The sequence below is a fragment of the Roseovarius sp. THAF9 genome, from assembly GCF_009363715.1.
In the GTDB taxonomy this organism is placed as follows: domain Bacteria; phylum Pseudomonadota; class Alphaproteobacteria; order Rhodobacterales; family Rhodobacteraceae; genus Roseovarius.
This window is the reverse complement of record NZ_CP045404.1, coordinates 1,517,676-1,541,821: the sequence shown is the minus strand read 5'-3', so window position 1 is coordinate 1,541,821 and position 24,146 is coordinate 1,517,676. Positions and strand designations below refer to the sequence as shown.

Annotated in this window: 28 protein-coding genes; 20 read left to right on the top strand and 8 right to left on the bottom strand. The window is 64.8% G+C overall.

Annotated features, from left to right (window positions below; translation table 11 throughout):
- Positions 1-6 precede the first annotated feature (6 nt).
- The 12 genes from alr to FIU86_RS07620 all read left to right on the top strand — a co-directional run bounded on the left by alr (position 7) and on the right by FIU86_RS07620 (position 9,605).
- Complete coding sequence (gene alr / locus FIU86_RS07675) at positions 7-1,047, top strand: alanine racemase (protein WP_152474538.1); 1,041 nt, start codon at positions 7-9, stop codon at positions 1,045-1,047.
- Positions 1,044-1,829, top strand: coding sequence for an ABC transporter permease (locus tag FIU86_RS07670; protein WP_172977462.1), 786 nt, complete (start codon positions 1,044-1,046; stop codon positions 1,827-1,829). The genes alr and FIU86_RS07670 overlap by 4 nt, the downstream gene beginning before the upstream one ends.
- Positions 1,826-2,572 (top strand): ABC transporter ATP-binding protein, encoded by a 747-nt coding sequence (locus FIU86_RS07665; RefSeq protein ID WP_152474537.1) that lies wholly within the window; start codon positions 1,826-1,828, stop codon positions 2,570-2,572. The genes FIU86_RS07670 and FIU86_RS07665 overlap by 4 nt, the downstream gene beginning before the upstream one ends.
- A complete protein-coding gene (locus FIU86_RS07660; RefSeq protein ID WP_152474536.1) occupies positions 2,569-2,904 on the top strand; it encodes a hypothetical protein in 336 nt (111 codons plus the stop codon). The genes FIU86_RS07665 and FIU86_RS07660 overlap by 4 nt, the downstream gene beginning before the upstream one ends.
- A gap of 266 nt (positions 2,905-3,170) precedes the next feature.
- Positions 3,171-3,644: a paraquat-inducible protein A gene (locus tag FIU86_RS07655; RefSeq protein ID WP_152474535.1), complete on the top strand. Its 474-nt coding sequence runs from the start codon at positions 3,171-3,173 to the stop codon at positions 3,642-3,644.
- 114 nt (positions 3,645-3,758) lie between these two features.
- Positions 3,759-4,523, top strand: coding sequence for a DNA repair protein (locus tag FIU86_RS07650; protein WP_152474534.1), 765 nt, complete (start codon positions 3,759-3,761; stop codon positions 4,521-4,523).
- Positions 4,524-4,589: 66 nt separating this feature from the next.
- Positions 4,590-5,954 (top strand): DNA repair protein RadA, encoded by a 1,365-nt coding sequence (radA, locus tag FIU86_RS07645; protein WP_152474533.1) that lies wholly within the window; start codon positions 4,590-4,592, stop codon positions 5,952-5,954.
- Between the two features lie 33 nt (positions 5,955-5,987).
- A complete protein-coding gene (locus FIU86_RS07640; RefSeq protein ID WP_152474532.1) occupies positions 5,988-6,575 on the top strand; it encodes a CvpA family protein in 588 nt (195 codons plus the stop codon).
- Positions 6,576-6,582: 7 nt separating this feature from the next.
- Positions 6,583-7,029: a DMT family transporter gene (locus FIU86_RS07635; RefSeq protein ID WP_254703971.1), complete on the top strand. Its 447-nt coding sequence runs from the start codon at positions 6,583-6,585 to the stop codon at positions 7,027-7,029.
- Between the two features lie 218 nt (positions 7,030-7,247).
- Positions 7,248-8,726, top strand: a complete 1,479-nt coding sequence (purF, locus tag FIU86_RS07630; protein WP_152477022.1) for an amidophosphoribosyltransferase — start codon at positions 7,248-7,250, stop codon at positions 8,724-8,726.
- A gap of 153 nt (positions 8,727-8,879) precedes the next feature.
- Positions 8,880-9,143: a hypothetical protein gene (locus FIU86_RS07625; protein ID WP_152474531.1), complete on the top strand. Its 264-nt coding sequence runs from the start codon at positions 8,880-8,882 to the stop codon at positions 9,141-9,143.
- 39 nt (positions 9,144-9,182) lie between these two features.
- Positions 9,183-9,605: a DUF1284 domain-containing protein gene (locus tag FIU86_RS07620; RefSeq protein WP_152474530.1), complete on the top strand. Its 423-nt coding sequence runs from the start codon at positions 9,183-9,185 to the stop codon at positions 9,603-9,605.
- A 118-nt stretch (positions 9,606-9,723) separates the two neighbouring features.
- Here the strand turns inward: FIU86_RS07620 and FIU86_RS07615 are convergent, their stop codons facing one another.
- A complete protein-coding gene (locus FIU86_RS07615) occupies positions 9,724-10,290 on the bottom strand; it encodes a biotin transporter BioY (RefSeq protein WP_152474529.1) in 567 nt (188 codons plus the stop codon).
- A gap of 109 nt (positions 10,291-10,399) precedes the next feature.
- Between FIU86_RS07615 and FIU86_RS07610 the strand changes: the two genes are divergently transcribed.
- The 5 genes from FIU86_RS07610 to FIU86_RS07595 all read left to right on the top strand — a co-directional run bounded on the left by FIU86_RS07610 (position 10,400) and on the right by FIU86_RS07595 (position 14,466).
- Positions 10,400-11,053, top strand: coding sequence for an SDR family oxidoreductase (locus FIU86_RS07610; protein WP_152474528.1), 654 nt, complete (start codon positions 10,400-10,402; stop codon positions 11,051-11,053).
- A 248-nt stretch (positions 11,054-11,301) separates the two neighbouring features.
- Positions 11,302-11,427, top strand: coding sequence for a hypothetical protein (locus FIU86_RS23010; RefSeq protein ID WP_302848762.1), 126 nt, complete (start codon positions 11,302-11,304; stop codon positions 11,425-11,427).
- Between the two features lie 351 nt (positions 11,428-11,778).
- Complete coding sequence (gene surE / locus FIU86_RS07605; RefSeq protein ID WP_152474527.1) at positions 11,779-12,567, top strand: 5'/3'-nucleotidase SurE; 789 nt, start codon at positions 11,779-11,781, stop codon at positions 12,565-12,567.
- Positions 12,567-13,220 (top strand): protein-L-isoaspartate(D-aspartate) O-methyltransferase, encoded by a 654-nt coding sequence (locus FIU86_RS07600; RefSeq protein ID WP_152477020.1) that lies wholly within the window; start codon positions 12,567-12,569, stop codon positions 13,218-13,220. Before surE ends, FIU86_RS07600 begins: the two co-directional genes overlap by 1 nt.
- A gap of 85 nt (positions 13,221-13,305) precedes the next feature.
- A complete protein-coding gene (locus FIU86_RS07595; protein ID WP_152474526.1) occupies positions 13,306-14,466 on the top strand; it encodes a LysM peptidoglycan-binding domain-containing M23 family metallopeptidase in 1,161 nt (386 codons plus the stop codon).
- Between the two features lie 474 nt (positions 14,467-14,940).
- Here FIU86_RS07595 and FIU86_RS07590 read toward each other — a convergent pair whose 3' ends face one another.
- The 6 genes from FIU86_RS07590 to FIU86_RS07565 form a co-directional block, all read right to left on the bottom strand.
- Complete coding sequence (locus FIU86_RS07590) at positions 14,941-15,780, bottom strand: ATP-binding protein (protein WP_152474525.1); 840 nt, start codon at positions 15,778-15,780, stop codon at positions 14,941-14,943.
- Positions 15,777-16,793, bottom strand: coding sequence for a twin-arginine translocase subunit TatC (locus tag FIU86_RS07585; RefSeq protein ID WP_152474524.1), 1,017 nt, complete (start codon positions 16,791-16,793; stop codon positions 15,777-15,779). Before FIU86_RS07585 ends, FIU86_RS07590 begins: the two co-directional genes overlap by 4 nt.
- Complete coding sequence (gene tatB / locus FIU86_RS07580; protein WP_152474523.1) at positions 16,790-17,380, bottom strand: Sec-independent protein translocase protein TatB; 591 nt, start codon at positions 17,378-17,380, stop codon at positions 16,790-16,792. Before tatB ends, FIU86_RS07585 begins: the two co-directional genes overlap by 4 nt.
- A gap of 9 nt (positions 17,381-17,389) precedes the next feature.
- Positions 17,390-17,620: a twin-arginine translocase TatA/TatE family subunit gene (locus tag FIU86_RS07575; protein ID WP_152474522.1), complete on the bottom strand. Its 231-nt coding sequence runs from the start codon at positions 17,618-17,620 to the stop codon at positions 17,390-17,392.
- A gap of 266 nt (positions 17,621-17,886) precedes the next feature.
- A complete protein-coding gene (locus FIU86_RS07570) occupies positions 17,887-19,257 on the bottom strand; it encodes a sodium:proline symporter (RefSeq protein ID WP_152474521.1) in 1,371 nt (456 codons plus the stop codon).
- 110 nt (positions 19,258-19,367) lie between these two features.
- Positions 19,368-20,147, bottom strand: a complete 780-nt coding sequence (locus tag FIU86_RS07565; RefSeq protein ID WP_152474520.1) for an SDR family oxidoreductase — start codon at positions 20,145-20,147, stop codon at positions 19,368-19,370.
- A gap of 173 nt (positions 20,148-20,320) precedes the next feature.
- On the opposite strand from FIU86_RS07565, the gene FIU86_RS07560 reads away from it, so the two are divergent.
- Positions 20,321-21,337, top strand: coding sequence for a Hint domain-containing protein (locus tag FIU86_RS07560; protein WP_152474519.1), 1,017 nt, complete (start codon positions 20,321-20,323; stop codon positions 21,335-21,337).
- 6 nt (positions 21,338-21,343) lie between these two features.
- On the opposite strand, the gene FIU86_RS07555 is transcribed toward FIU86_RS07560, so the two are convergent.
- Positions 21,344-21,712, bottom strand: a complete 369-nt coding sequence (locus FIU86_RS07555) for a nuclear transport factor 2 family protein (RefSeq protein WP_152474518.1) — start codon at positions 21,710-21,712, stop codon at positions 21,344-21,346.
- Positions 21,713-21,933: 221 nt separating this feature from the next.
- Between FIU86_RS07555 and FIU86_RS07550 the strand changes: the two genes are divergently transcribed.
- A complete protein-coding gene (locus FIU86_RS07550) occupies positions 21,934-23,541 on the top strand; it encodes a peptide chain release factor 3 (protein WP_152474517.1) in 1,608 nt (535 codons plus the stop codon).
- Positions 23,538-24,143, top strand: a complete 606-nt coding sequence (locus tag FIU86_RS07545; protein WP_152474516.1) for a hypothetical protein — start codon at positions 23,538-23,540, stop codon at positions 24,141-24,143. Before FIU86_RS07550 ends, FIU86_RS07545 begins: the two co-directional genes overlap by 4 nt.
- Positions 24,144-24,146: the final 3 nt, after the last annotated feature.

The following is a 24,146-nucleotide window of genomic DNA, read 5'->3' as shown; positions in this document are numbered from 1 at the left end:
CAGCCCATGAGTAGTTCCGGCAAGCTTACCATCGACCTCGACGCGCTCGTCGCCAACTGGCGCGCGCTCGACGCGCAAACCAGCGTGGAAACCGCCGCCGTGGTCAAGGCCGACGGCTACGGCCTCGGCATGGCCCGCGTCGCCCGCGCCCTGGCCCGCGCGGGAGTCAATACCTTCTTCGTCGCGATCCCAAAAGAAGGTGTCGAGTTACGGCAAGCGGTGGGACCGAAACCCGACATCCACGTCTTTTCCGGCCACATGGCCGGCGACACCGACATGATCTCGGACCTTAACCTCACGCCCATGCTGAACACCACCGATCAGCTGATCCGCCATCTCGAGGCGCTGCCCGGCCACCCCTTCGGCATCCAGCTGGATTCCGGCATGAACCGTCTGGGAATGGAGCCCGCCGAATGGGCCGCCGTGCGCGACACCGTGCTGGCCGCGAACCCGGTGTTGCTGATCTCGCACCTTGCCTGCGCGGACGAGCCGGACCACCCGATGAACGCGCAACAGCTTGCCTGCTTCAGAGAAATGACCGACGGCACCGGCGTGCCGCGCTGTTTCGCCCAGACGGGTGGGATGCTCCTGGGAGCGAACTATCACTTCGACATGTGCCGCCCCGGCATCGGCCTCTACGGCGGCCTGCCCTTCGAGGGGGCACGCCCCGTCGTCACGCTCGACCTGCCGGTGATCCAGACCCGCCACCTCGCCCTGGGCGAGACCGTTGGCTACGGCAACACCTTCACGGCCACGCGCGAGACCCGCATCGCCACCGTGTCCTCGGGCTATGGCGACGGCATTCACCGCATCATGGGCCCCAAGACCGTGCTTTACGCCGAGGACACACCCTGCCCCGTGGCGGGCCGCATCTCGATGGATTCGATCTCGGTCGACATCACCGATCTGGGCTTTGATCCCAAGTGGCTGCGAATCTTGGGCGAAGATCAGACCGTCGACGACCTCGCCGACAACGCCGGCACCATCGGCTACGAGATCCTGACCGCGATGGGCGCGCGCTACGACCGGCTCTATACCGGCGGATGACCCTGATCCTGTCGCCCCTCGCCGCGCTCGGGCGCAACACGCTGGCCGCGCTGGCGATGCTGGGACGGATCACGCTCTTCGCCCTCTCGACCTTCAGCCACATCCTGCGCCCGCCCTTCTATCCGCGCGAGCTGTTCAACGCGCTGATGCAGGTAGGTTGGCTGTCGCTGCCCGTGGTGGGCCTGACGGCGATCTTCACCGGCGGCGCGCTGGCCTTGCAGATCTACTCCGGCGGTGCGCGCTTCAACGCCGAGGCCGTGGTTCCCCAGATCGTCGCCATCGGCATGGTGCGCGAACTTGGCCCCGTACTGGTCGGCCTGATGATCGCCGCCCGTGTCACGTCTTCGATCGCCGCCGAAATCGCCACCATGAAAGTGACCGAGCAGATCGACGCGCTGGTCACCCTCTCGACCCATCCGATGAAATACCTCGTCGCCCCCCGCGTGCTGGCCGCGCTCATCACCGTGCCGCTGCTGGTCGGCGTGGGCGACATTATCGGCATCCTCGGCGGCTACACCGTCGGCGTGCAGAACCTCGGGTTCAACGCCGCCACCTATATCCAGAACACCGTCGACTTTCTCGAACCGCTCGATATCATCTCGTCCCTCGTCAAAGGCGCGGTCTTCGGCGTCATCGCCGCCGTCATGGGCTGCTACTACGGCATGAACTCGGGCCGCGGCGCGCAGGGCGTCGGCCGCGCCACCAAGGGCTCGGTCCAAGCCGCCGCCATCCTGATCCTCGCCGCCAACTTCGTTCTGACGGGAGTGTTTTTCTCGGTATGATCGAGCTTTCGGATGTCCATAAGGCCTTCGGCGACAACCACGTCCTGCGCGGCGTGAACCTGACGATCCCCTCGGGAACATCGATGGTCATCATCGGCGGCTCCGGCACGGGCAAATCCGTGATCCTGAAATGCATCCTCGGCCTCATCCAGCATGACAGCGGCCAGATCACCCTCGACGGCCAGGACGTCACCACCGGCGACCGCGACGCCTTTCTCGCCCGCTTCGGAATGCTCTTTCAGGGCGGCGCGCTCTTCGACTCGCTGCCCGTCTGGCAAAACGTCGCCTTCCGCCTGCTGCGCGGCTCGCTGAAACGTCCCTGGGCGGAGGCGCGCGAGATCGCCATCGAGAAGCTGCGCCGCGTCGGCCTCACCCCCGAACAGGCCGACAAGTTCCCCGCCGAGCTATCAGGTGGCATGCAGAAACGCGTCGGGCTGGCGAGGGCCATCTGCGCCGAGCCCGAGATCATCTTCTTCGACGAGCCCACCACCGGCCTCGACCCGATCATGTCGGGCGTCATCAACGAACTGATCCGCGAAATCGTGACCGAGATGGGCGCCACCGCCATGACCATCACCCACGACATGACCTCCGTACGCGCCATCGCCGACAACGTCGCCATGCTCCACGGCGGCAAGATCCGCTGGACCGGCCCGGTGGCGCAGATGGACGGCTCAGGCGATCCCTATCTCGAACAGTTCATCACCGGCTCCGCAGAGGGACCGATCGAGGCTGTTCGATGACAGGCGTATTCTTTGCGCTGGCCATCCTCTCAATTCTCGCCGCGTTCGTGTGCAACCTGACTGTCGGATTGACGTTGCGCGCGCTGGACCCAAGTGATCCGTCGGGCGTTGTGCTCATGATTTCACCCATCGGTTCCGTCTTTTTCATTATCATCGTTTTTGTGACCGGCTCGATCCTCGTCGCATCCATACTCGCTGTTCCAGCCTTGTTTGTATTCGCAGCTTTGCACCTGTCCGCGCTCCAGCGCGTCGGCCCAACCTTCGACACGGTACTCGGAAGTGTTAGCAATGCGGCTTGTGCGCTTTGTTTGGTTGCGCCCCACTTCATCTGACGATTCACTCTGCCGGAACGGTGTCCGGCATCGAAAATGGGGGCGGTAAACATCTTCTTAAGACTTCCGCACCGCACGCTCTGTTCAACACGGCGCATTTCAAAAATACCGACGCTATACCACCCGGATACCGCCGCGATACCACCCCGCGTTTAGGCCTTTAACCAAAGGATCTGACGCTGAGTCGTGCCCTTTCCCCCTCACCCCGCGCTTGTTCCCACCGCGCGCGCTGTTTACCTCTTGGGCAACCGGACAAAAGGCACCTCATGCTCAAATACCTCAACCTGACGCTTCTGGTCCTTTTTCCAGTCGCCTGGTTTGCCCCCCTAATGCGCGCCGGTCTCCTGCCGCTCTTTGGCCTGTCGGAAATCTCCGTCATCACCGGGTTGCAAAGCCTCTGGGGCAGTGACGTGTTCCTGGCTCTCATGGTCACCTTCTTCGCCCTTTTCGCCCCTTACGTGAAAACCATCGGCCTCGCGCTCATCCATTTCGGCCTCCTGCGGCGCAAGACGCTGCCGGTCCTGCAAATCCTCGGCAAATTGGCGATGGCCGACGTCTTTCTGGTGGCCCTCTACATCACGCTGACCAAGGGCATCGGCGTCGGCCGGATCGAGACCGCCTGGGGCCTCTACCTTTTCACCGCCTGCATTCTCGCCTCCATTGCCATCGGCCATTTCACCGAAAAAGGGGCTAAGCGTGCAGGAACCAATACGAATTCCGGGGAGTTGCCCGATGAATAAAGGCCGTTGCAGGTCAGGGTCTGTCCGGGTTTCACCAAAAATTCAGTAGGCGACTCGCAAATCTCGGCGTAAACTTGCCGATATTTATATTTGGCATACTTTTGGGGTGAAGTGATGACCGACAGCATTCGTTCGATTTTTGTAATCGCTCAACATTTTCTGAATCGCCTTGCCGTGGCCATTTTCGCAATCGCGGCTCTGTCTCTTCTAACCGCAACCATCCTCGCGGCCGTCGGCGTTCTGCCCTGGCTCGAATTCCAGGTCAGCTTCGGGGGACATGTCTATGAAAACGCAGGACAAGTTGCGCAAATCGGCCTGACCATTCTCGCCGTTCTTCTGTGCTTTTACCTGCCCACCAATGCCCGCGTCATGGCGCTGGAAAACTCGCACCGCCGCTTTCACATGAACATGCATGACGTCACGCAGGCCTATGCCGCCGCCCATGCCGCCGACCGGGCCGGCATGTTCCAGATCCAGTCCGAATTCGACGCAGTACGCGAGCGCCTCGCCTACATGCGCGAACATCCCGACCTGGAATCGCTGGAGCCGCAGATCATGGAGGTCGCGGCCCAGATGTCCTACATCAGCCGCGAATTGGCCGAGGTCTATTCCGACGACAAGGTCGACCGCGCCCGCGCCTTCCTCAAGCAGCGCCAGCAGGAGGTCGAGCAGTTCAACAAGCGCCTCGACCATGCCAAGGCTGTCAGCGTCCGGCTCAAGCAATGGGCTCAGGACGTCGAGATGGAGGAAAGCGTCGCGGTCAGCCAGCTTGAGCGCCTGCGCGACGACCTGCGCCCGATCCTGCCCGAACTGGGCTACGAAGAGGTCTCGGACCTCGACGGCACCGTGGTCGGCCTGCCCCGACGCGCCGCCGAGTAATCGCCGCGCGACGGCCGCAACGCGAAGGCGTTTGACCGCGCCCCACGCTTGGGGCATGACGCCGGTATGGGAAAAACCGCCTCCTTCACCTGCACCGCCTGCGGCGCCGTCCACTCCAAGTGGTCCGGCCGCTGCGACGCCTGCGGCGAATGGAACACCATCATCGAAGAGGCGCCCCTGTCCGCCGGCCCGGCCTCCAAGTCGCTCGGCACGAAGCGCGGCACCGCCATCGCGCTCAGTGACCTCTCCACCGCCGAAGCGCCCCCGCCGCGCACCCATTCCGGCATCGCAGAGCTTGACCGCGTCCTCGGCGGCGGCCTCGTGCCCGGCTCGGCCACGCTGGTGGGCGGCGATCCTGGCATCGGCAAGTCCACGCTGCTGCTGCAAGCCGCCGCCCGCTTCGCCCAGGCCGGGCTGCAAACCGTCTACGTCTCGGGCGAAGAGGCCAGTGCACAGGTCCGCATGCGCGCCCAGCGCCTCGGCTTGGGCGACGCGCCCGTGAAACTGGCCACCGCCACCGCCCTGCGCGACATCCTCACCACGCTCGACCGCGACACGCCCCAGCTTGTCATCATCGATTCGATCCAGACCATGTGGGCCGACAATGTCGACAGCGCGCCCGGCTCCGTGGCGCAGGTCCGCGCCGCCGCGCACGAGCTTGTCACCTTCGCCAAGCGCAAGGGCTGCTCTGTGATCCTGGTGGGCCACGTCACCAAGGAAGGCCAGATCGCCGGCCCCCGCGTGGTCGAGCACATGGTCGATTCGGTCCTCTATTTCGAAGGCGAGCGCGGCCACCAGTTCCGCATCCTGCGCGCGGTCAAGAACCGCTTCGGCCCCGCCGACGAGATCGGCGTGTTCGAAATGACGGGCGCGGGCCTCGCCGAGGTCCCCAACCCCTCCGCGCTCTTTTTGTCCGGGCGCGGCGACCCCTCGCCCGGCTCGGTCGTCTTTGCCGGCATCGAGGGCACCAGGCCTGTCCTCGTTGAAATGCAGGCGCTCGTCGCCCCCACGCCCCATTCCCAGCCGCGCCGCGCCGTTGTGGGCTGGGACGGCGCCCGCCTCGCCATGATCCTCGCCGTGCTCGAGGCCCGCTGCGCCGTGCCCTTCGCCGGGCTCGATGTCTATCTCAACGTCGCCGGCGGCATCCGCATTTCCGAACCTGCCGCCGACCTTGCCGTCGCCGCGGCCCTTCTCAGCGCCCGCGAAGACACCGCCTTGCCCGCCGACTGTGTCCTTTTCGGCGAAATCTCTCTGTCCGGCGCCCTCCGCCCGGTGTCCCAGACAGAAAACAGGTTGAAAGAAGCCGCAAAACTTGGTTTTAGCTCCGCAATCATTCCCGCCGGGGGCAAGACCGGCGGAACCGGGGGTCTGTCGCTCAACCAGATCGGCGACCTGACCAGCTTCGTAGGTGAGATTTTCGGCGCCGGGTAGCGCGCCCAACCAAAGGTAAAACAGGACGCGCTCATGGAAGGCTTCACCATCATCGACGGCATCGTCGCGCTGATCATCGTGCTGTCGGCACTGCTGGCCTATTCGCGCGGCATCGTGCGCGAGCTTCTGGCCATCGCCGGTTGGATCGTCGCCGCCATCCTCGCCTTCCTCTTCGCGCCGCAGGTCGAACCGCTGGTCAAGGAAGTGCCCGTGGTGGGCGATTTCCTTGCCGACACCTGTGCGCTGTCCATGCTGGCCGCCGCCGCGGCGATCTTCGCCGTCACGCTCATCGTGACGTCGCTCATCACACCGCTCTTTTCCTCGGTCGTGCAACGCTCCGCCCTAGGTGGCATCGACCAGGGCCTCGGGTTCCTGTTCGGCGTGGCCCGCGGCATCCTCCTGGTCGCCATCGCCTATTTCGTCTACGAGACGGTCGTGACCAGCCAGGATATCGAGATGATCGACGACAGCCGCTCGGCCCGCGTCTTTGCCCAGCTCACCTCCAAGGTCGAGGACGGCAACCCCGAACAGGCCCTTGGCTGGATCACCCAGAAATACGAGGACCTGGTCAGCGCTTGCGACGCCCCGGCCGACCCGCAGCCCACCGAAACCGGGCAATAGGCGCCGCTTGCCCTCCGCCCCCCTCTTCGCGGCGATCCTGATTGCCGTCTGCGGCTCCTTCATCGCGATGCAGGCGCCGATCAACGCGGCGCTCAGCAAAAGCATCGACAGCACGCTGGCGGCGGCGACCATCTCCTTCGGCGTGGGCTTTTTCATCCTGCTTGTCATCACGCTTCTCTCCGGCGAAGGCGCCGGTCTGGCCCGCATCCCTTCGGTGCCGAAATACCTGCTGATCGGCGGCGCGCTCGGCGCGGTCTATGTTTGGGCGGCGCTTTGGGCGGTGCCCCTTCTGGGCGTGCTGACCACCACGACGGCCCTGATCCTCGGCCAGATGGTTGCGGCCCTGCTGCTGGATTATTTCGGCGCCTTCGGCCTCGCCCCACGCGACGTGTCGCTTCAACGCGTCGTCGCGGCCCTGCTGGTCGCCGCCGGCGCGGTCCTGTCACGGTATTGACGCCCACCAATCCCGTGCAGCACCCCTTCATCGTTCTTCAAATACTCAAAATTGCCCAGCCCGGGATCAGACCTTCGCCCGGAAAATCCGTCGCCCAATCGACACGTCACGTCACGACATCAGATTTTACGTGATAGTTTCGTGACATATTCGGCCCAAGCCACTATCTAGGGCGCAAGCGTCCACGGATTCGGAGCTGCCCCTTGTCCGACAAGCAAATGCCCCCTGCCCATCCTTTCGACTTCGACGCGGTGCGCGACACCGACGACGAGGACAAACTGCGCGAGGAATGCGGCGTCTTCGGGGTGATCGGCGTCACCGACGCCGCCAATTTCGTCGCCCTCGGCCTGCACGCCCTGCAACACCGCGGTCAGGAGGCCGGCGGCATCGTCAGTCACGACGCCGAGGAAGGCTTCAACTCCGCCCGTCGATTCGGCTACGTCCGCGACAACTTCACCCGGCAAAGCCTGATGGAAACCTTGCCCGGCCCGCTTTCGATCGGGCACGTCCGCTATTCCACCGCCGGCGGCAAGAACCCGGTGATCCGCGACGTGCAGCCTTTCTTTGGCGAATTCGCCATGGGCGGCGCGGCAATCGCGCATAACGGCAACATCACCAACGCCGACGCGCTGCGGCGCGAACTGATCGAGCGCGGCTCGATCTTCCAGTCGAATTCCGACACCGAGTGCATCATCCACCTGATGGCCCGCTCGCTGCAACGCAATATCCCCGAACGCATGGAAGACGCCCTGCGTCGCGTCGAGGGCGCGTTCTCGATCGTCGCCATGACCCGCACCAAGCTCATCGGCGTGCGCGACCCGCTGGGCGTGCGCCCGCTGGTCCTTGGGCAGGTCGGCGACGGCTGGGTGCTCAGCTCCGAGACCTGCGCGCTCGACATCATCGGCGCCCGTTTCGTGCGCGAGATCGAACCGGGCGAGATGGTCGTCATCAACGAGGACGGCGTCGAAAGCCACCGCCCCTTCCGCCCGCGCCGGTCACGCTTCTGCATCTTCGAACATGTCTATTTCTCGCGCCCCGACTCCATCATCGGCGGCCGTTCGGTCTATGAAACCCGCCGCCAGATCGGCGTGGAACTGGCCAAGGAAAGCCCGGTCGAGGCCGATCTCGTCTGCCCGGTGCCCGATTCCGGCACCCCCGCCGCCATCGGCTACAGCCAGGAAAGCGGCATCCCCTATGCCATGGGCATCATCCGCAACCAGTACATGGGCCGCACCTTCATCGAGCCGACAGAGCAGATCCGCAACATGGGCGTCCGGCTCAAGCTGAACGTCAACCGCGCCCTGATCGAGGGCAAGCGCGTGATCCTCGTCGATGACAGCGTCGTGCGCGGCACCACCTCGCGCAAGATCAAGGAAATGATCCTCGACGCCGGCGCTGCCGAGGTCCATTTCCGCATCGCCTCGCCCCCTACCGCCTGGCCCTGCTTCTACGGCGTCGACACACCCAACCGCGAAAAACTGCTCGCCGCCACCATGTCCGAGGACGAGATGCGCGACCACCTCGCCGTCGACAGCCTCAAGTTCATCTCGCTCGACGGTCTCTACCGCGCCGTGGGCGAGGCCAAGGGCCGCGACACAGGCTGTCCGCAATATTGCGACGCCTGCTTCTCGGGCGACTACCCGGTGGAACCCTCCGACCAGATCGAAAAGGGCTTCGAGCTCAAGGCCGCCGAGTAAAGCCACAGCCCAAAAAGGCTGGTAAGCGCCTCTCCGCCAGTCCGATGCTGCAACGCAGCGTCATTCCGCCGATGTGTCCGGCCCGGGGTTTTCATTACCCCGAGTCGCCCTTAGACGCCGCGCGTTCAACCACGCAACGCACACAGGCAGACAATGGCATCCGAGACCGAAACACCCCGCGAAACACTCGAGACAGCGACCGACAAGAACGCGCTCCCCTCGGGGCGCCTCGCGCTGCTCGGAACCTTCCTCAAACCCGATGGCGACCGTGCGCTGATCCGCACCGCCTCGGGCAAGATCGCGACCGTCACAAAGGGCGCCAAGATCGGCAACGCCAAGGTGGTCGCTATCGAGGAAGGCAAGCTCGTCATCGCCCGCGGCACCAACACCACGACGCTGGAAATGCCGCGCGGCTGAGGCTTGACCGCACCCGGCCCGACAAGGCACACGCCTGACATGGCCAATACGCCGCTTCGCTACCGCCCGCATCATTTCCTCTGCTCGCTGGGGTTCCAGGGCAAGGGCTATTCCGACGTATTCACAGCCAACATGGCCCACATTGTCGAGGACCGCCTGCGCGCGCCCGGCGGCGATGACGTCGAAATCGAGGTCCTCGGCGCCACCGACGACATCTGCGCCCCCTGCCCCAAGCGGCGCGGCACGCTCTGCACCGCGCAAGACAAGATCGCGACGCTCGACACCCGTCACGCAAGGGCGCTCGGCCTCTTCGTGGGCACCCGCCTCACTTGGGGCGACGCGAAACAGCGTATCAGAGCAAACGTCCCGCCCGGCGCGCTCTCACAGCTCTGTGCGGGCTGCCAATGGCTGGAGCTTGGCCTGTGCGAAACCGCTCTGAAAAAGCTTCACGAAAGCGCCTGACATCCGCCACCGGAAAATACGCAATTTCCGCCGCAGAATTTGCGCAAATTCTGCCCGCCCAAACGAAAAGCGCCGCCCCGATCCGGGACGGCGCTTCAGAATTTCTGTGCGTCGGGTCCTAGCCCTTGCGCGCCTGCAACGCCTTCCAGCCGCCCCAGACGACCATCGCCGCGATCACGGCCTTGACCGCGTCACCCAGCAGGAACGGCGCCATCCAGCCCGCCCAAAGCTCGGGCACAGTTTTGCCCATGACCAGTGCCGGCCAGGCCAGACCGGGGATGTAGATCATCGCCGACAGCGCCATGCCGACAAGCGCGGTCGACACCACGCCCCGCGCCACGCCTTTTTCCACGGCCAGCCCGGCCAGATAGGCCATCAGGACAAAGCCGTAAAGGAACCCGGCCGTCGGCCCGAACAGCGATGCGGTCGCGCCGCCATTGGCAAAAACCGGCAATCCCATCGCGCCATAGCCCAGGTAGGTGACCAACGTCGCCAGCCCAAGCTGCGAGCCGAAGGTCAGCCCGACGATCAGGATCGCCAGCGTCTGCAGGCTCATCGGCACCGGCCAGCCCATGCTCACCTGCGCGGCCATGGCGATGAACAGCGATCCGCCAATCACCAGCCCCAGTTTCTTCGTCAAACCTTCGTGGCCGATCACGGCCTTGCTCAAAACGGTATCCGCCATGGCACTGTCCTTTCCTGTCTCGTTTCACCCGCCTTTTTTGGGTGCGCCGGGCCAAGTGTCAAGCGGATTACACTTGATATTGCCGGGCCGGGATGAGATTTGGCAGAGCATGAATGACGCTGCATCTCGTAAAATCGCCCTCGTGACCGGCGCCTCGCGCGGCCTCGGCGCGGCGCTCGCCCAGGCCCTTGCGCCGACGCATCACATCGTCGCCGTGGCCCGCACCACCGGCGCGCTGGAAGAGCTTGACGACCGCATCAAGGCGCAGGGCGGCGATGCGACGCTCGCGCCCATGGACATCAACACCGAGGCTGCCATGGCCCAGCTCTGCCGCTCGATCTACGACCGCTGGGGCGCGCTTGATGTCTGGGTCCACACCGCCATTCACGCCGCCCCGATGACGCCCACGCACCAGATCGACGCCAAGGACTGGCGCAATTCGCTCAACACCAATGTCGATGCCGTCGCCCGCCTGATCGGCTTCATCAGCCCGCTTCTGGGCGAACGGGGCCGCGCAGTCTTTTTCGACGATCCCCGCGCCGGGCAAAAATTCTTCGGCACCTACGGCGCCACCAAGGCCGCACAGATCGCGCTGGCCCGCAGCTGGCAGGCCGAGACCGTCAAACTTGGCCCGCAAGTGCAGGTACTCGACCCCGGCCCCATCGCCACCGCGACCCGCGCGCGCTTTTTCCCAGGCGAGGACCGCGACGCCCTGCCCACTGCGCCCGACGTGGCCGCACGGCTGTTGCCCGAGATCCTGTAGCGCCAACAGGCTTGGTCGCGCCTATACGGCAAGTACCAGCACACGGGCCTGTCTCCTTCGAAAACCAGTGCGCAAGCACGTCAGACAGCCCTTTTGCAGGGGCGGCAGACCGGTTCGCCCCAAATTTATACCCTGTAAAAACAATGATTTGCCTGTTTCTTGCGAAAATTGCCGCATTTCCTGAAACTTTCCGCCAGCGCGTTCCGTCTCTTATTCCGCGGGGGCGCAGAAAAGACAGGGGACCACAGATGCGCATGCTTATCAGTGTACTGACAAAACGCAGCCAACAGGCTGAAGCACCGGCCGAAGAAGCACCGTCGCGGCTCACACGCGACGAGATCGCCAGCCTTTTTGCCGCAGAGCTCAGCTACTGAGGTCGGCGACCTGCCTCTCACAGTCCTGACGCGGCGACAGCATAGGCATAACATTCGGTCCGGTTAAGCCCCGGAACACGCTTGGCAGAATGCGCGGCGTCCCGACGATGGCAAGTCTGTGCCGGGCGAATGCATCGACAGTCGCATCCGCCCCGCCCCGGCTTTTTCTTGCCAAAAAATACTCCCCTCCGACCCCTGCCACCTGATGCCACCCCCGAATGTCCTGTTGCCCTCCGGACGCGGCCCCGTACAGCCCATACGTCGCACAGCCTGCAGCGCTTGCCCCCTGCCCACAGCCCCGCTACACAAGGCGAAACGCCGCCAATCCGACACACCGGCAGGAGCAGCCCCTTGCGCATTCTCATCACCAATGACGACGGCATCTCGGCCCCCGGCCTCGCCGTCCTGGAAGAGATCGCGACCGACTTGGCCGGCCCCTCGGGCGAGGTCTGGACCGTGGCACCGGCGTTTGAGCAATCGGGCGTCGGCCACTGCATTTCCTACACCACGCCGATGATGCTTTCACAGATGGACGAGCGCCGCTTCGCCGCCCAGGGCAGCCCAGCAGATTGCGTGCTGGCCGCCGTGCATGACGTGATGAAGGACGCGCCCCCCGACCTGATCCTCTCGGGCGTGAACCGCGGCAACAACGCGGCCGAGAACGCGGTCTATTCCGGCACCGTGGGCGCCGCGATGGAGGCGGCGCTCCAAGGCTTCCCCGCCGTCGCCCTCAGCCAATATTACGGCCCGCGCAACCGCGACCTCGACGACAAGTTCGAATCAAGCCGCCAGCACGGGCTGGCCACCCTGCGCACCCTGCTGGACAAGGGCGTGTGGACGCAGGACGATTACGGCATCTTCTACAATGTGAACTTCCCGCCCGTCCCCAGCGCCGAGGTGCAGGGCCTCCGCGCCTGCCGCCAGGGCTTTCGCCGCGACATGGGCTTCGGCGTTCAACCCACCACGTCGCCGTCCGGGCGTCGCTTTCTCTGGGTCACCGGCGCACCGCAGGGCGAGCCCACCGCCGATGGCACAGATGCCGACTGGAACCTCAAGGGCTATATCTCGGTCACGCCCATGCGCGCCGACCTCACCGCCCATGACGCGCTCGACGCGCTCAAGGCGATCGAATGTCGCTGATGACCGAGGACGCCGACGATATCGCCGAACGCAAGATGCAGTTTCTCTTCGCGCTGCGCTCGCGCGGGGTGACCGACAAGCGCGTCCTGTTGGCGATGGAAAAGATCGACCGCGGCCCCTTCGTGCGCGGCCATTTCGCCACCCGCGCGTATGAGGACATGCCCCTGCCCATCGCCTGCGGCCAGACCATATCGCAACCCTCCGTCGTCGGCCTGATGACGCAAGCCTTGCGCGTCACGCCCCGCGACAAGGTGCTGGAGGTCGGCACCGGCTCCGGCTACCAGGCCGCGATACTCAGCCAGCTTGCCCGCCGCGTCTATACCGTCGATCGGCACAAGGCGCTGGTGGCCGATGCCAGCGCGCTTTTCCAGGACCTGGATCTGACCAACATCACCGCCCTGACCGCCGATGGCAGCTTTGGCCTGCCCGAACAGGCCCCCTTCGACCGCATTCTCGTCACCGCCGCCGCCGAGGATCCGCCCGGGCCGCTCTTGGCGCAGTTGAAAATCGGGGGTATTATGGTGGTACCCGTGGGGCAGTCCGACGCGGTGCAAAGCCTGATCCGGGTCACAAGGTCCGAGACGGGCTTCGACTATGACGAACTGCGCCCGGTGCGTTTCGTGCCCCTGCTCGAAGGGCTGGGCCGGGACTGACAGGACAAGACACGACGGCCGGGGTTGCCCGGTCACCGCTTTGATCCCCGGCCAACAAGGGGACCGAGATGAGGACAAGATCGAGATGAGCCACTTCAAGACCCCCATGCGACCCCTCGTTTGCGCCGTGGCGCTGCTGGCCGTGGCCGGGTGCGACAATTTCGACATCGACTTGCGCGACGGTGGCCCGGGCACCGCCGAGGCCGCGCGCAACGCCAGCGCCGACCGGCCCACCCCCGACAGTCGCGGCATCATCTCCTACCCGAATTACCAGGTGGCCGTGGCCCGCCGCGGCGACACGCTGCAAAGCCTCGCGCGCCGCATCGGCGTCAACGTGAACGAGTTGTCGCGCTATAACGGCATTCAACCGGGCGACACCCTGCGCGACGGCGAAATCATCGCCCTGCCCAACCGCGTTGCCGAACCCGCCGGCGGCCCGCTCACGCCGCGCCCCGGCGTCGATATCGCCTCGGTTGCCGGAAACGCGATCGAGAATGCCAGCGCGGGTGGCACCAGTTCCAACCGCAGCCTCGACCGCGGCCAGTCCGGCGTCGAGCCCGTCCGCCACCAGGTCCAGCGCGGCGAGACCGCCTTCACCATCGCGCGGCTCTACGACGTTTCCGTGCGCAGCCTGGCCGACTGGAACGGTCTCGGCCCCGATTTTGCCGTCCGCGAAGGCCAGTACCTGCTGATCCCCGTGGCCGTGCCCGACGCCCAGCCCGCGCAGGTCCAGACCACCGCACTGGAAACAACCTCTCCTGGTCAGGGCAGCCCCACGCCCACGCCGCCCTCGGCGGCCCAGCCCCTGCCCGACGAAGAGACCGTCGCCGCCGCTGAACCTGTCGAAAGCACCGCCGCTCCCGACCTTGGCGGCAACACCGCCAGCGCCAGCAGCAATGCCCGCATGAGCTATCCGGTGAAGGGCGACATCATCCGAGAATATGCCAAGGGCAAGAATGACGGCATCGACATCGCGGCCCCTGCCGGCACGCCCGTCCGTGCCGCCCAGGCCGGAACGGTGGCGGCCATCACCAAGGACACCAACGGCGTGCCGATCATCGTGGTCAAACACGACCAGAACCTGCTGACGGTCTATTCCAACGTCGACAAAGTGACGGTGTCCAAGGGGGACAGCATCTCCCGCGGCGGCCAGCTGGCGTCGATCCGAAGCGACGGCACCGCAGCGCTGCATTTCGAGGTGCGCGAAGGCTTCGAAAGCGTCGATCCGCTGCCCTATTTGCAATAGGCGCATTACGCCCGGTCGCGCCTCAGGCCGAGCAATAAATTCCGGTATATTATTGCGCGGCGCGCAACAACAGGACTCCATCGTAGGGTGGGGTTCCACCCCACCACCGCACGACGCCATCTGGCAGACTTGGCCACTTACCACACGGCGCTCTCGGCTGGTTGGCATCGCCGGGCCGCCGCATGGCGAACTGACGGGCGTTCTGAACACCTGATTGTTGCAGCTCCGGAAAACAAAAAGGCGAGGCACCGAGCTCAGCCAAATCGCCGTGCCGTGGGTGCGGCCCGGCGATGCGCGGCGGCGCGGCGCGCCGCGCCTATGTTCCGCGCCCGCAATGAACCAAGCGATACTATTCCTTTCACAGCAACAATGCCGATATTTCGTAGGGTGGGGTCTCACCGCACCGCCGCGAAACAGATCAAAACAGGCGCAGCTTCCGGCCCGTTTCATCGTTCCAAAAATACTCGAAAAAGCCTAAAGGCTCACGCCCCGCCGTCCGGCCAGATCGGTGAAATACTGCCATGCCACCCGGCCCGACCGCGACCCGCGTGTCGCCTGCCACTCGATGGCCTCGGCCCGCAGCGTGGCGTCGTCGATCTCGACCCCGTAGGCGTCGCAATAGCCCCGGATCATCGACAAGTACTCGTCCTGATCACAAGGATGAAAGCCCAGCCACAGCCCGAACCGATCCGAGAGCGACACTTTCTCTTCCGTGGCCTCGCTGGGGCTGATCGCGCTCGACCGCTCGTTCTCGATCATGTCGCGCGGCATCAGGTGGCGGCGGTTCGACGTGGCATAGAACACCACGTTCTCGGGCCGCCCTTCGATCCCGCCATCCAGCACCGCCTTCAGCGACTTGTAATGCTGGTCGTCATGGCCAAAACTCATGTCGTCGCAAAACAGGATGAACCGCGCGGCGCTGGCCCGCAGGATGTTCAGCAGCCGCCCCACGCTGGGCAGGTCCTCGCGCTGCAACTCCACGATCTTCAGGTCAGTCCCCTCGGCCCGCACGGCGGCATGCACCGCCTTCACAAGGCTCGATTTGCCCATCCCCCGCGCGCCCCACAAGAGCGCGTTATTGGCCGGCAACCCCTTGGCGAAGTGCCGTGTGTTGTCCAAGAGCGTGTCGCGCGACCGGTTGATCCCCACCAGCAGGTCCATGTCCACCCGGTTCACGTCCCTTACGGGGTGCAGGCGATCCGGCTCCACATGCCAAACGAACGCGTCGGCAGCGTCGAAATCCGGCGCCTCCATCGCTGCCGGGCGCATCCGCTCCAGCGCGGCCGCGATCCGCTCCATCGGGTCGGTGGTCACGTCTTGCCCTCGTCCCCGTCTTTCAGGTCGTCCAGATCGCCGGCATCGTCCTCGTCATCTGCGTCGAACTCGGCCTCCATCGGGTCGATCTCTTCGTCATCTTCGAACCATACGCCCTCGGCACGCAGTTTTTCCTCCCGGGTCTTCTCGACCCGGCGGACAAGGAAGATGGAAACTTCGTAAAGCCCGTAAACCACGGTGAACAGGATCAGCTGCGTCACCACGTCCGGCGGCGTCACCAGGGCAGCCAGCAACAGGATGCCGACCATCGCGTATTTGCGGACCGCGCCCAGCCCTTCGGCGCTCACCAGCCCGGCCTTGCCCATCAGGGTCAGAAGCACCGGCAACTGGAAACAGATACCGAAGGCCATGATGAATTTCAGCGTGATATCGAGGCTCTCGTTCACCTTCCCGAAGAATGTGATGCGCAGGCCGTTCTCCGTCTCGGGCACGACCGCGCCCAGATTGTCGGGCACAACGGGCAGGTTCGGGTCGGCCACCGTCTCCACCTCGCCAACCGATCCGGTCAGCAGGTTGGCAAAGATCGAGCTGACATCCGCGAACCCAAGGAAAAAGTTCATCGCCAGCGGCGTCACCACGAAATGCGCGAACGCCGCGCCCAGCAGGAACATGATCGGCGAAGCGATGATGAAGGGCAGGAACGCCGCCTTCTCGTTGCGGTAAAGCCCCGGCGCCACGAACCGCCACATCTGCGCCGCGATCACCGGGAAGGCCAGCATGAAGCCGAACACCATCGAAATGCGGAAAAGCGTGAACAGGTATTCCTGCGGGCTGGTATATTGCAGCGTCGGCGACGGGTCGCCCAGCGTCCGCAACGTCGCCTCGATCGGGCCCAGCAGGAATTGCAGGATCGGCTCTGCCACGACAAAGGCCAGAACGATCCCCACGAGGAACGCCAGCACCGACCGGATCAGCCGCGTGCGCAATTCCGCCAGATGCTCGATCAGCGGGGCCGAGCTCATCTCGATGTCGTCGTCGTCGGTGGCGCTCATACAGGTTTATCCGAGGCGGGCTTTTTCGCAGCCGGTTTCTCCGCGCCCGCTTTGGCTGCGGTCGCTTTCTTCGGCCCCTCCTTCTTGGGCGCAGCCTTCTTCGCGGGCCCGTTCTTCGCCGGCGTCGATTTGGCCGTGCTGTCGGCACGCGCAGCGCCCGACTTGCCGGCCCCGGCATCTTCCGCCGCTGCCTTGGCCGCCTCTTCCGCCGCCTTGCGCTCCTCGGCCATCTCGGCCGAGCGTTTCGATATCTTGTCGACCATCGCCTTGCGGTCGTCGTCGAACTCGGCCCGCTTGGGCTCGGGTCCGGCCATGGTCTTGGCGGTGAAGCTGTCGGTCGATTTCTTGACCTCGTCCATCGCCGCCCCCATCGGGTTGGTGGCCGATTTCAGGGACTTGGACACCTCGTTGACGCCCGACTCTTCAGCCGCGTCGTTCATCGCCCGGCTGAATTCGCGTGCCATCTGCTTGGCCTTGCCCACGAACCGTCCAACGGTCCGGAACATGCCCGGCAAATCCTTTGGCCCCACGACGATCAGCGCGACGATGCCGATCACCATGAGCTCGGTCCAGCCCAGGTCGAACATTCTGAAAGGTTAAACCTTGTCTTTTTCTTTGTCGTCTTCGGGCGTGACGTCCCGGGCCGAGTCTGCCGCGTCGTTGCTGGCGTCCTCGACTTCCTTGTTTCCTTCCGCGACGCCCTTCTTGAACGAGGTGATGCCCTTGCCCACCTCGCCCATCAGCGACGAGATCTTGCCGCGTCCAAAAAGGACCAGCACGACCACCGCAATCAGCAAGAGCCCCGGAAGGCCGATGTTGTTCAGCATGATATTGTCTCCCTTATCCCGGCCCCGTTTCTGAGGTCCCGCAGGATGTACGTCAACCGTATCTAAGCGGTTGCGCCGCCGGTTGGAAGAACCAATCCGCCGCAGAATCCGGGTTTTTCCGGGGCGCCACCAGAAAATTCGAATTTTCTGGCCCAATTTTTGCGCAAAAATTGGCGCCTGAAGCGTTTCCGGGTCAGTCCGAAATATGCATCGCTTTTTGCGTTCGAAGAGGCAGCGAAAAGCGATTCAGTGTTTCCCGGAAACGCCTAGCCCGCCCGCCGCGCCGAAGCGAAGACCGTGGCGCATCCGATCAACAGCACAACCACGCAGATCGCCAGCAACTGCTCGTACTTGTGCCAGTCCGCCAGCGGCGTCGGCGCGAACACCGTGCTCCGCGCGAAATAGGCCACCGCCCCCGCCATCGCCGCCCCGAAACTGACTGCGAAGGCCCAGACCGGCACCTGCCGGCCCATCACCAGCCCGGCAAGCAGCACCGGCGTCAGGAACAAACTCGCCGTGCCGCTGACCGCCACCGCGTCAAAGAGGCTCTGGTTGCCCCACAGCGTCAGCGCGGCCCCCGCCAGCATGAAGCCCACCATCGCCATGCGCCCACCCGATAGCGTGCGCGGCGCAAGCCCCAGCTCGTCCACCATCAACCGCGCCGCACTGGCCAACGCGGAATCGAGCGTCGACAGCGCGCTGACCAACAGCGACACCAGCAGCGCCACATAGACCCATGCCGGGAACATCCCCGCCCATGTGCCCAGAAGCTCGCCCTCGTACTCCGCGCCCTGCAGCGCCGCCTCGATCCCGAAGAATCCGAAGCCCACGATGCACAGGAACGAGATCCAGAAGGCGTGCAGGAACGATGACCGCGTCGTCTTTTCATCGGCGATGAAGCCGCGATCCATCATCACCGGATCATGCACCGGGTAGGAAAACACCTGCAGGAACGCGACCAGCAGCAACACCTGCCCGTTCCACGCCCCGCTCGCGCCTTCGGACGTCAGCACCGCGCCGAAATCAAATCCCGGCGCAGTCACCAACGCCACGAAGGCCACGCCGAAAACCACCATGAAAACAAGCATCTGCACCACGTCCGTCCGCAACGCCGCGCTCAGCCCGCCCCAGGCGCTGTAGGCGAGGCCCAGCCCCGCGACCAGCACGATCGACGCCTCGCGCGCCATGCCCACCTCCGGCAGCGCCGCGGCAAAGATCAGACCCACGACCAACAGATTGGCGAACACCTCCGACAATAGCCGCAGGGCGATGACGATGTTGTAAAGCGTCGTGCCCGTGCCCCCGAACCGCCCGCGCAACCAGTCCTGCACCGATCCCGCACCGGCGCGCCGCAGGCGCGCCACGACGAAGCCGCCGGTCAGGAACGAGCCATAGTAGGCCGCATAGGCCAGCACGCCCCAGATCCCGTAGAAATACCCCAGAATGGCCGAGTTCATCAGCGATCGGGCAAAGATCCACGTCGTCACCTGGCTCAGCACCAGCACCCACAGCGTCGGCGCACGCCCTGTCTCACTCGCGCCGCCAAAGAACCCTTCGACCGTCGCGCGGCGCGGGGCCACCACGAGGCTCGCCACCAGAACGAGCCCGAAAATGACAATGATGGCAGTGGTTTGCACGGGCGCCGCTCCTCTTCGGTCCAAGTCTCAAACCGATAGCAGCGCCCCTGCACCCGCGCCAGACCCTTCGAGAATTCCGACGCGAACGTGATCGCCCGTGTGCGCGCCGTTTACATCGTGGCGTTGATCGCGCCGCCGTCCAGCAGGATGTTCTGCCCTACGATGAACCCCGCATGCTGGCTGCACAGGAACGCGCAGGCCGCGCCAAATTCCTCGGCCGTGCCATAACGACCGGCCGGGATCGTCGCCGCTCTTTGCGCACGTGCTTCGTCGATGCTGATCGACTGCGCCTCGCTCACGCCCTTGTCCAGCGAATCGGCCCTGTCGGTCGCGTGAATACCGGGTTGCAGGTTGTTGATATTCACACCTTTTCCCGCCACCTGTCGCGCCGTGCCCGCGACGTACCCGGTCAGCCCTGCACGGGCAGAATTGCTCAGCCCCAGCACCGGGATCGGCGCCTTCACGCTTTGCGAGGTGATGTTGACCACGCGGCCCCAGCCGCGCTCCATCATCCCCGGCACCAGCGCCTTGATGAACGCGATGGGCGTCAGCATGTTGGCATCCAGCGCCTTGATGAAATCCTCGCGGTTCCAGTCCGTCCACTTCCCCGGCGGCGGGCCACCTGCATTTGTCACAAGGATATCAACGCCTTCCGCGGCACTTATCACCTTATCTTGCCCGTCCGGCGTGGTCACGTCACAGGCCACTGTGATCACCTCCACGCCGAACGCGTCGCGAATGGCCTGCGCCGAGGCCTCCAGTGCCTCTTCCCCGCGGGCGTTCATCACCAGGTCCACGCCCGCCTCCGCCAACGCCCGGGCACAGCCCAGCCCCAGCCCTTTCGACGACGCGCAGACCAACGCGCGTTTACCTTTTATTCCAAGGTCCATGATACAGACTCCCGATATTTCCGGCCACAGTTAGCACTCTCGCCGGCCTCAGGACCAGCAAAACCCCGTCGCCCGTCGCCATGTTGACCACACGATGCCATGATCCTACGCTATGCCACCCAAGCAGGGCAGCGCAGGTCCGCCAACGGACTGCAACAGGACAAAGGAATACCATGACCAAGGGCCCAGAGCGTCCGGCCTATGCCATCCCCGTCCTTCGGGCGGCGGATTTCACGGTCATCAACGGGGCTAACCTGGGCGATTCCATCTCCTTTGCTGACGAACTCGACCTCGACGACACCTATGATCTGCGCGTCAGCGCCCGCATGCACCGCATGTCGCTGGCCCCCGGAGACGGCAACGCGCTCACCATCATGGACGGCTCGCGCCTTGGCACGCCCGGCGCCACAGTCCATCTCGACAGCTGCCTGACGATGATGTCGGCCAACGGCCAGACCTCCGAGATCCTGATCCTGGTCGAGGTCGACGCCGCCGGTGACGTGGCCCAGGTCTATGCTCATCCCCTGGCCCAGCTGAAACCGCGCACCGGCTACAGCCTTGTGGGCATCGACACCGTCAACGCCCGCCAGAAATTCGCCGAGGTGGCCTGCGTTTCCTTCTCCAAGGGCACGCATATCACCATGGCCTCCGGCGCCCAGACCGCGATCGAGGATCTCAAGGTCGGCGACCGCGTCCTCACCCGCGACGACGGCCCCCAGCCGGTGCGCTGGATCGGCCAGTCCACCGTGCGCGCGGTGGGAGAGTTTTCCCCCATCCGCATCCGCGCGGGCGTCATGAACAACACCGGCGACCTGCTGGTCAGCCCCGACCACCGATTGTTCGTCTATCAACGCTCCGACGCGCTCGGCGCCGGCCGGTCCGAGGTGCTGATCCGCGCCCGACATCTGGTCAACGGCGACACCGTGGTGCAAGAGGAGGGCGGCTTCGTCGAATATTACCAGCTGCTCTTCGACACCCACCAGATCATCTATGCCGAAGGCATTGCCGCCGAGACCCTGCTGGTCGATCCACGCACCCGCGCGGTCCTTCCGCAGGATCTCAACGACGAACTGGCCCGCGCCCTGCCCGTGGGCGGGCACGGCAACCGCGCCCACCTGGAATTCGAGGTGAACGAGGCCGACATCCAGCCCGACATGGCGAGGCTCCTCAAGGACGCCTCGACAAGCTGATCCGCCTCACTCAATTGCGTAGAAAAACTCTTCCCGAACGATCTTGCCGCCCTTGACGGTATAGACGCCAACCTCTTCCATATCACTTACCTTGCCCGTGGCCTTCTCCTTGACCTTGACCCGGAAGATCACGGCGAACCGGTCATCGCCGTGGGGCAGCGGACCGATGATATCACTGTCGAGCATCTCCATTTCGCTCTCCCACCAGTCATGCTTGCCCTTGATCCCGTCAAGCCCGGTGGTCTCGCGCCCGTTTCCCATGTCGGCGGCTTCCACCGACACTGCGTCGGGGGCGTAAAGCTTATCGAGGTTCTCCCGCGCCCGGTCCTCCCGGCATCCGGCGACCAGTTCCTTCGCCACGTCCATCATGTCCATCTCTCAGGCTCCTGTGTTGATGTTCCCGCAATGTTCCAATCATGCCACGCGGGCTGTGACGGGTCCACCGGCGTCCCGCTCCCGGATCTCGCCTCCCGCCACGTCCTCACAGCATCACCGTGCCACGCAAAAATGACACCGACGCGATACAACCCGAATACCGACACGATACCGACGCCCAAATCTTGCACCCGCCCCGCGCCGCCTCTATAGCGTCGCTCATGTTGGATACCGTCCCAAATCGCCCCGATCTGCCGCCCGAAATCGCGCGGCGGCGCACCTTTGCCATCATCAGCCACCCCGATGCCGGCAAGACCACCCTGACCGAGAAGTTCCTGCTCTACGGCGGCGCCATCCAGATGGCCGGTCAGGTCCGCGCCAAGGGCGAAGCACGGCGCACCCGCTCGGACTACATGCAGATGGAAAAGGACCGCGGCATTTCCGTCTCGGCCTCCGCAATGTCGTTCGATTTCAATGACTTCCGCTTCAATCTCGTCGACACGCCAGGCCACTCGGATTTCTCCGAGGACACCTATCGCACCCTCACGGCCGTCGACGCCGCCGTCATGGTGATCGACGGCGCCAAGGGCGTTGAAAGCCAGACGCAGAAGCTCTTCGAGGTCTGCCGCCTGCGCGACCTGCCGATCCTGACCTTCTGCAACAAGATGGACCGCGAAAGCCGCGACACATTTGACATCATTGACGAAATTCAGGAAATGCTGGCGATCGACGTGACGCCGGCCTCCTGGCCCATCGGCGTCGGGCGAGATTTCATCGGTTGCTACGACATGCTCAATGACCGGCTGGAACTGATGGACCGCGCCGACCGCAACAAGGTCGCGGAATCCATTGCCATCAACGGCCTCGACGACCCAAAGCTGGAGGACCACGTCCCCGCGCATCTGGTCGAGAAACTGCGCGAAGACGTTGAAATGGCCCGCGAATTGCTGCCCGGCCTCAACCCGCAATCGGTGCTCGAAGGCCACATGACCCCCATCTGGTTCGGCTCCGCCATCAACTCGTTCGGCGTCAAGGAACTGATGGACGGCATCGGTACTTACGGCCCCGAACCGCAGCCGCAATCCGCCGAGCCGCGCCAGATTTCACCAGAGGAATCAAAGGTTTCCGGCTTCGTCTTCAAGGTGCAGGCCAACATGGACCCCAAGCACCGCGACCGCGTCGCCTTCGTCCGCATGGCGTCGGGGCACTTCAAACGCGGCATGAAACTGACCCATGTGCGCTCCAAAAAACCCATGACCGTCTCCGCGCCCGTGCTCTTTCTCGCCTCCGACCGCGAACTGGCCGAAGAAGCCTGGGCCGGCGACATCATCGGCATCCCCAACCACGGCCAGCTGCGCATCGGCGACACCCTGACCGAGGGCGAGGCCCTTCGCGTCACCGGCATCCCCTCCTTCGCGCCGGAACTACTGCAAAACTGCCGCGCAGGCGACCCGATGAAGGCCAAGCACCTGGAAAAGGCCCTGATGCAATTCGCCGAGGAAGGCGCCGCCAAGGTCTTCAAGCCCACGATGGGCGCGGGCTTCATCGTCGGCGTCGTGGGCCAGCTGCAATTCGAGGTTCTGGGCAGCAGGATCGAGCTGGAATACGGCCTGCCCGTCCGGTTCGAGCCGTCGCAATTCACCTCCGCCCGCTGGGTCCACGGCCCAAAGGAGGCGGTCGAGAAATTCACCGCCGCCAACAAGCAGCACATCGCACTCGATAACGACGGCGACACGGTCTACCTCACTCGGCTGCAATGGGACATCGACCGCGTCGAGCGCGACTACCCGGACGTCAAACTTTCGGCGACCAAGGAAATGATGGTGTGACCCTGCAAAACCGCGTCCTGCCCACGGGCGAGGTCGCGGCCACGCCGGAACGCGGGACCCTCATGGGAAACCGGGGGATCCTGCACGACGCCGATCAGCGGCTGGGCACGGCGCGCTGGCGGCATCCCCACTGGGTCACCTGCCAGCTCAACTTCAAGGGTCGCCGCCGTGCCTTGATGCAGCCCGGAGCCTACACCGAGCTATTCTTCCTTGACGAACCCACGGCCCTCGCCGCCGGACACCGGCCTTGCGGCGAATGCCGCCGCCCGGACTTTAAACGCTTCGTGGCACGGTTCCACGCCGCAAACGGCACCGCGACGCTGGCCGAGATGGACCGCCTGATGCACCGCGACCGCGTCACCCGCACGCGCCGCCAGGTCCGCCACACGGCAGCCCTCGAAACGCTGCCCGACGGCGCCTTCATCCTGCACAACGATGCACCGCACCTTGTCTGGGGCGACCGCCTCCTGCGCTACACCCCCGGCGGCTACACCGCCGCCCTGCCCCGCGGCACTGGGATCGCGACCGTGCTCACCCCGGCCTCGACCGTCGCCACGCTGGCCACCGGGTACCGGCCCGTGCCGCACCACACGGCCACGTAACAG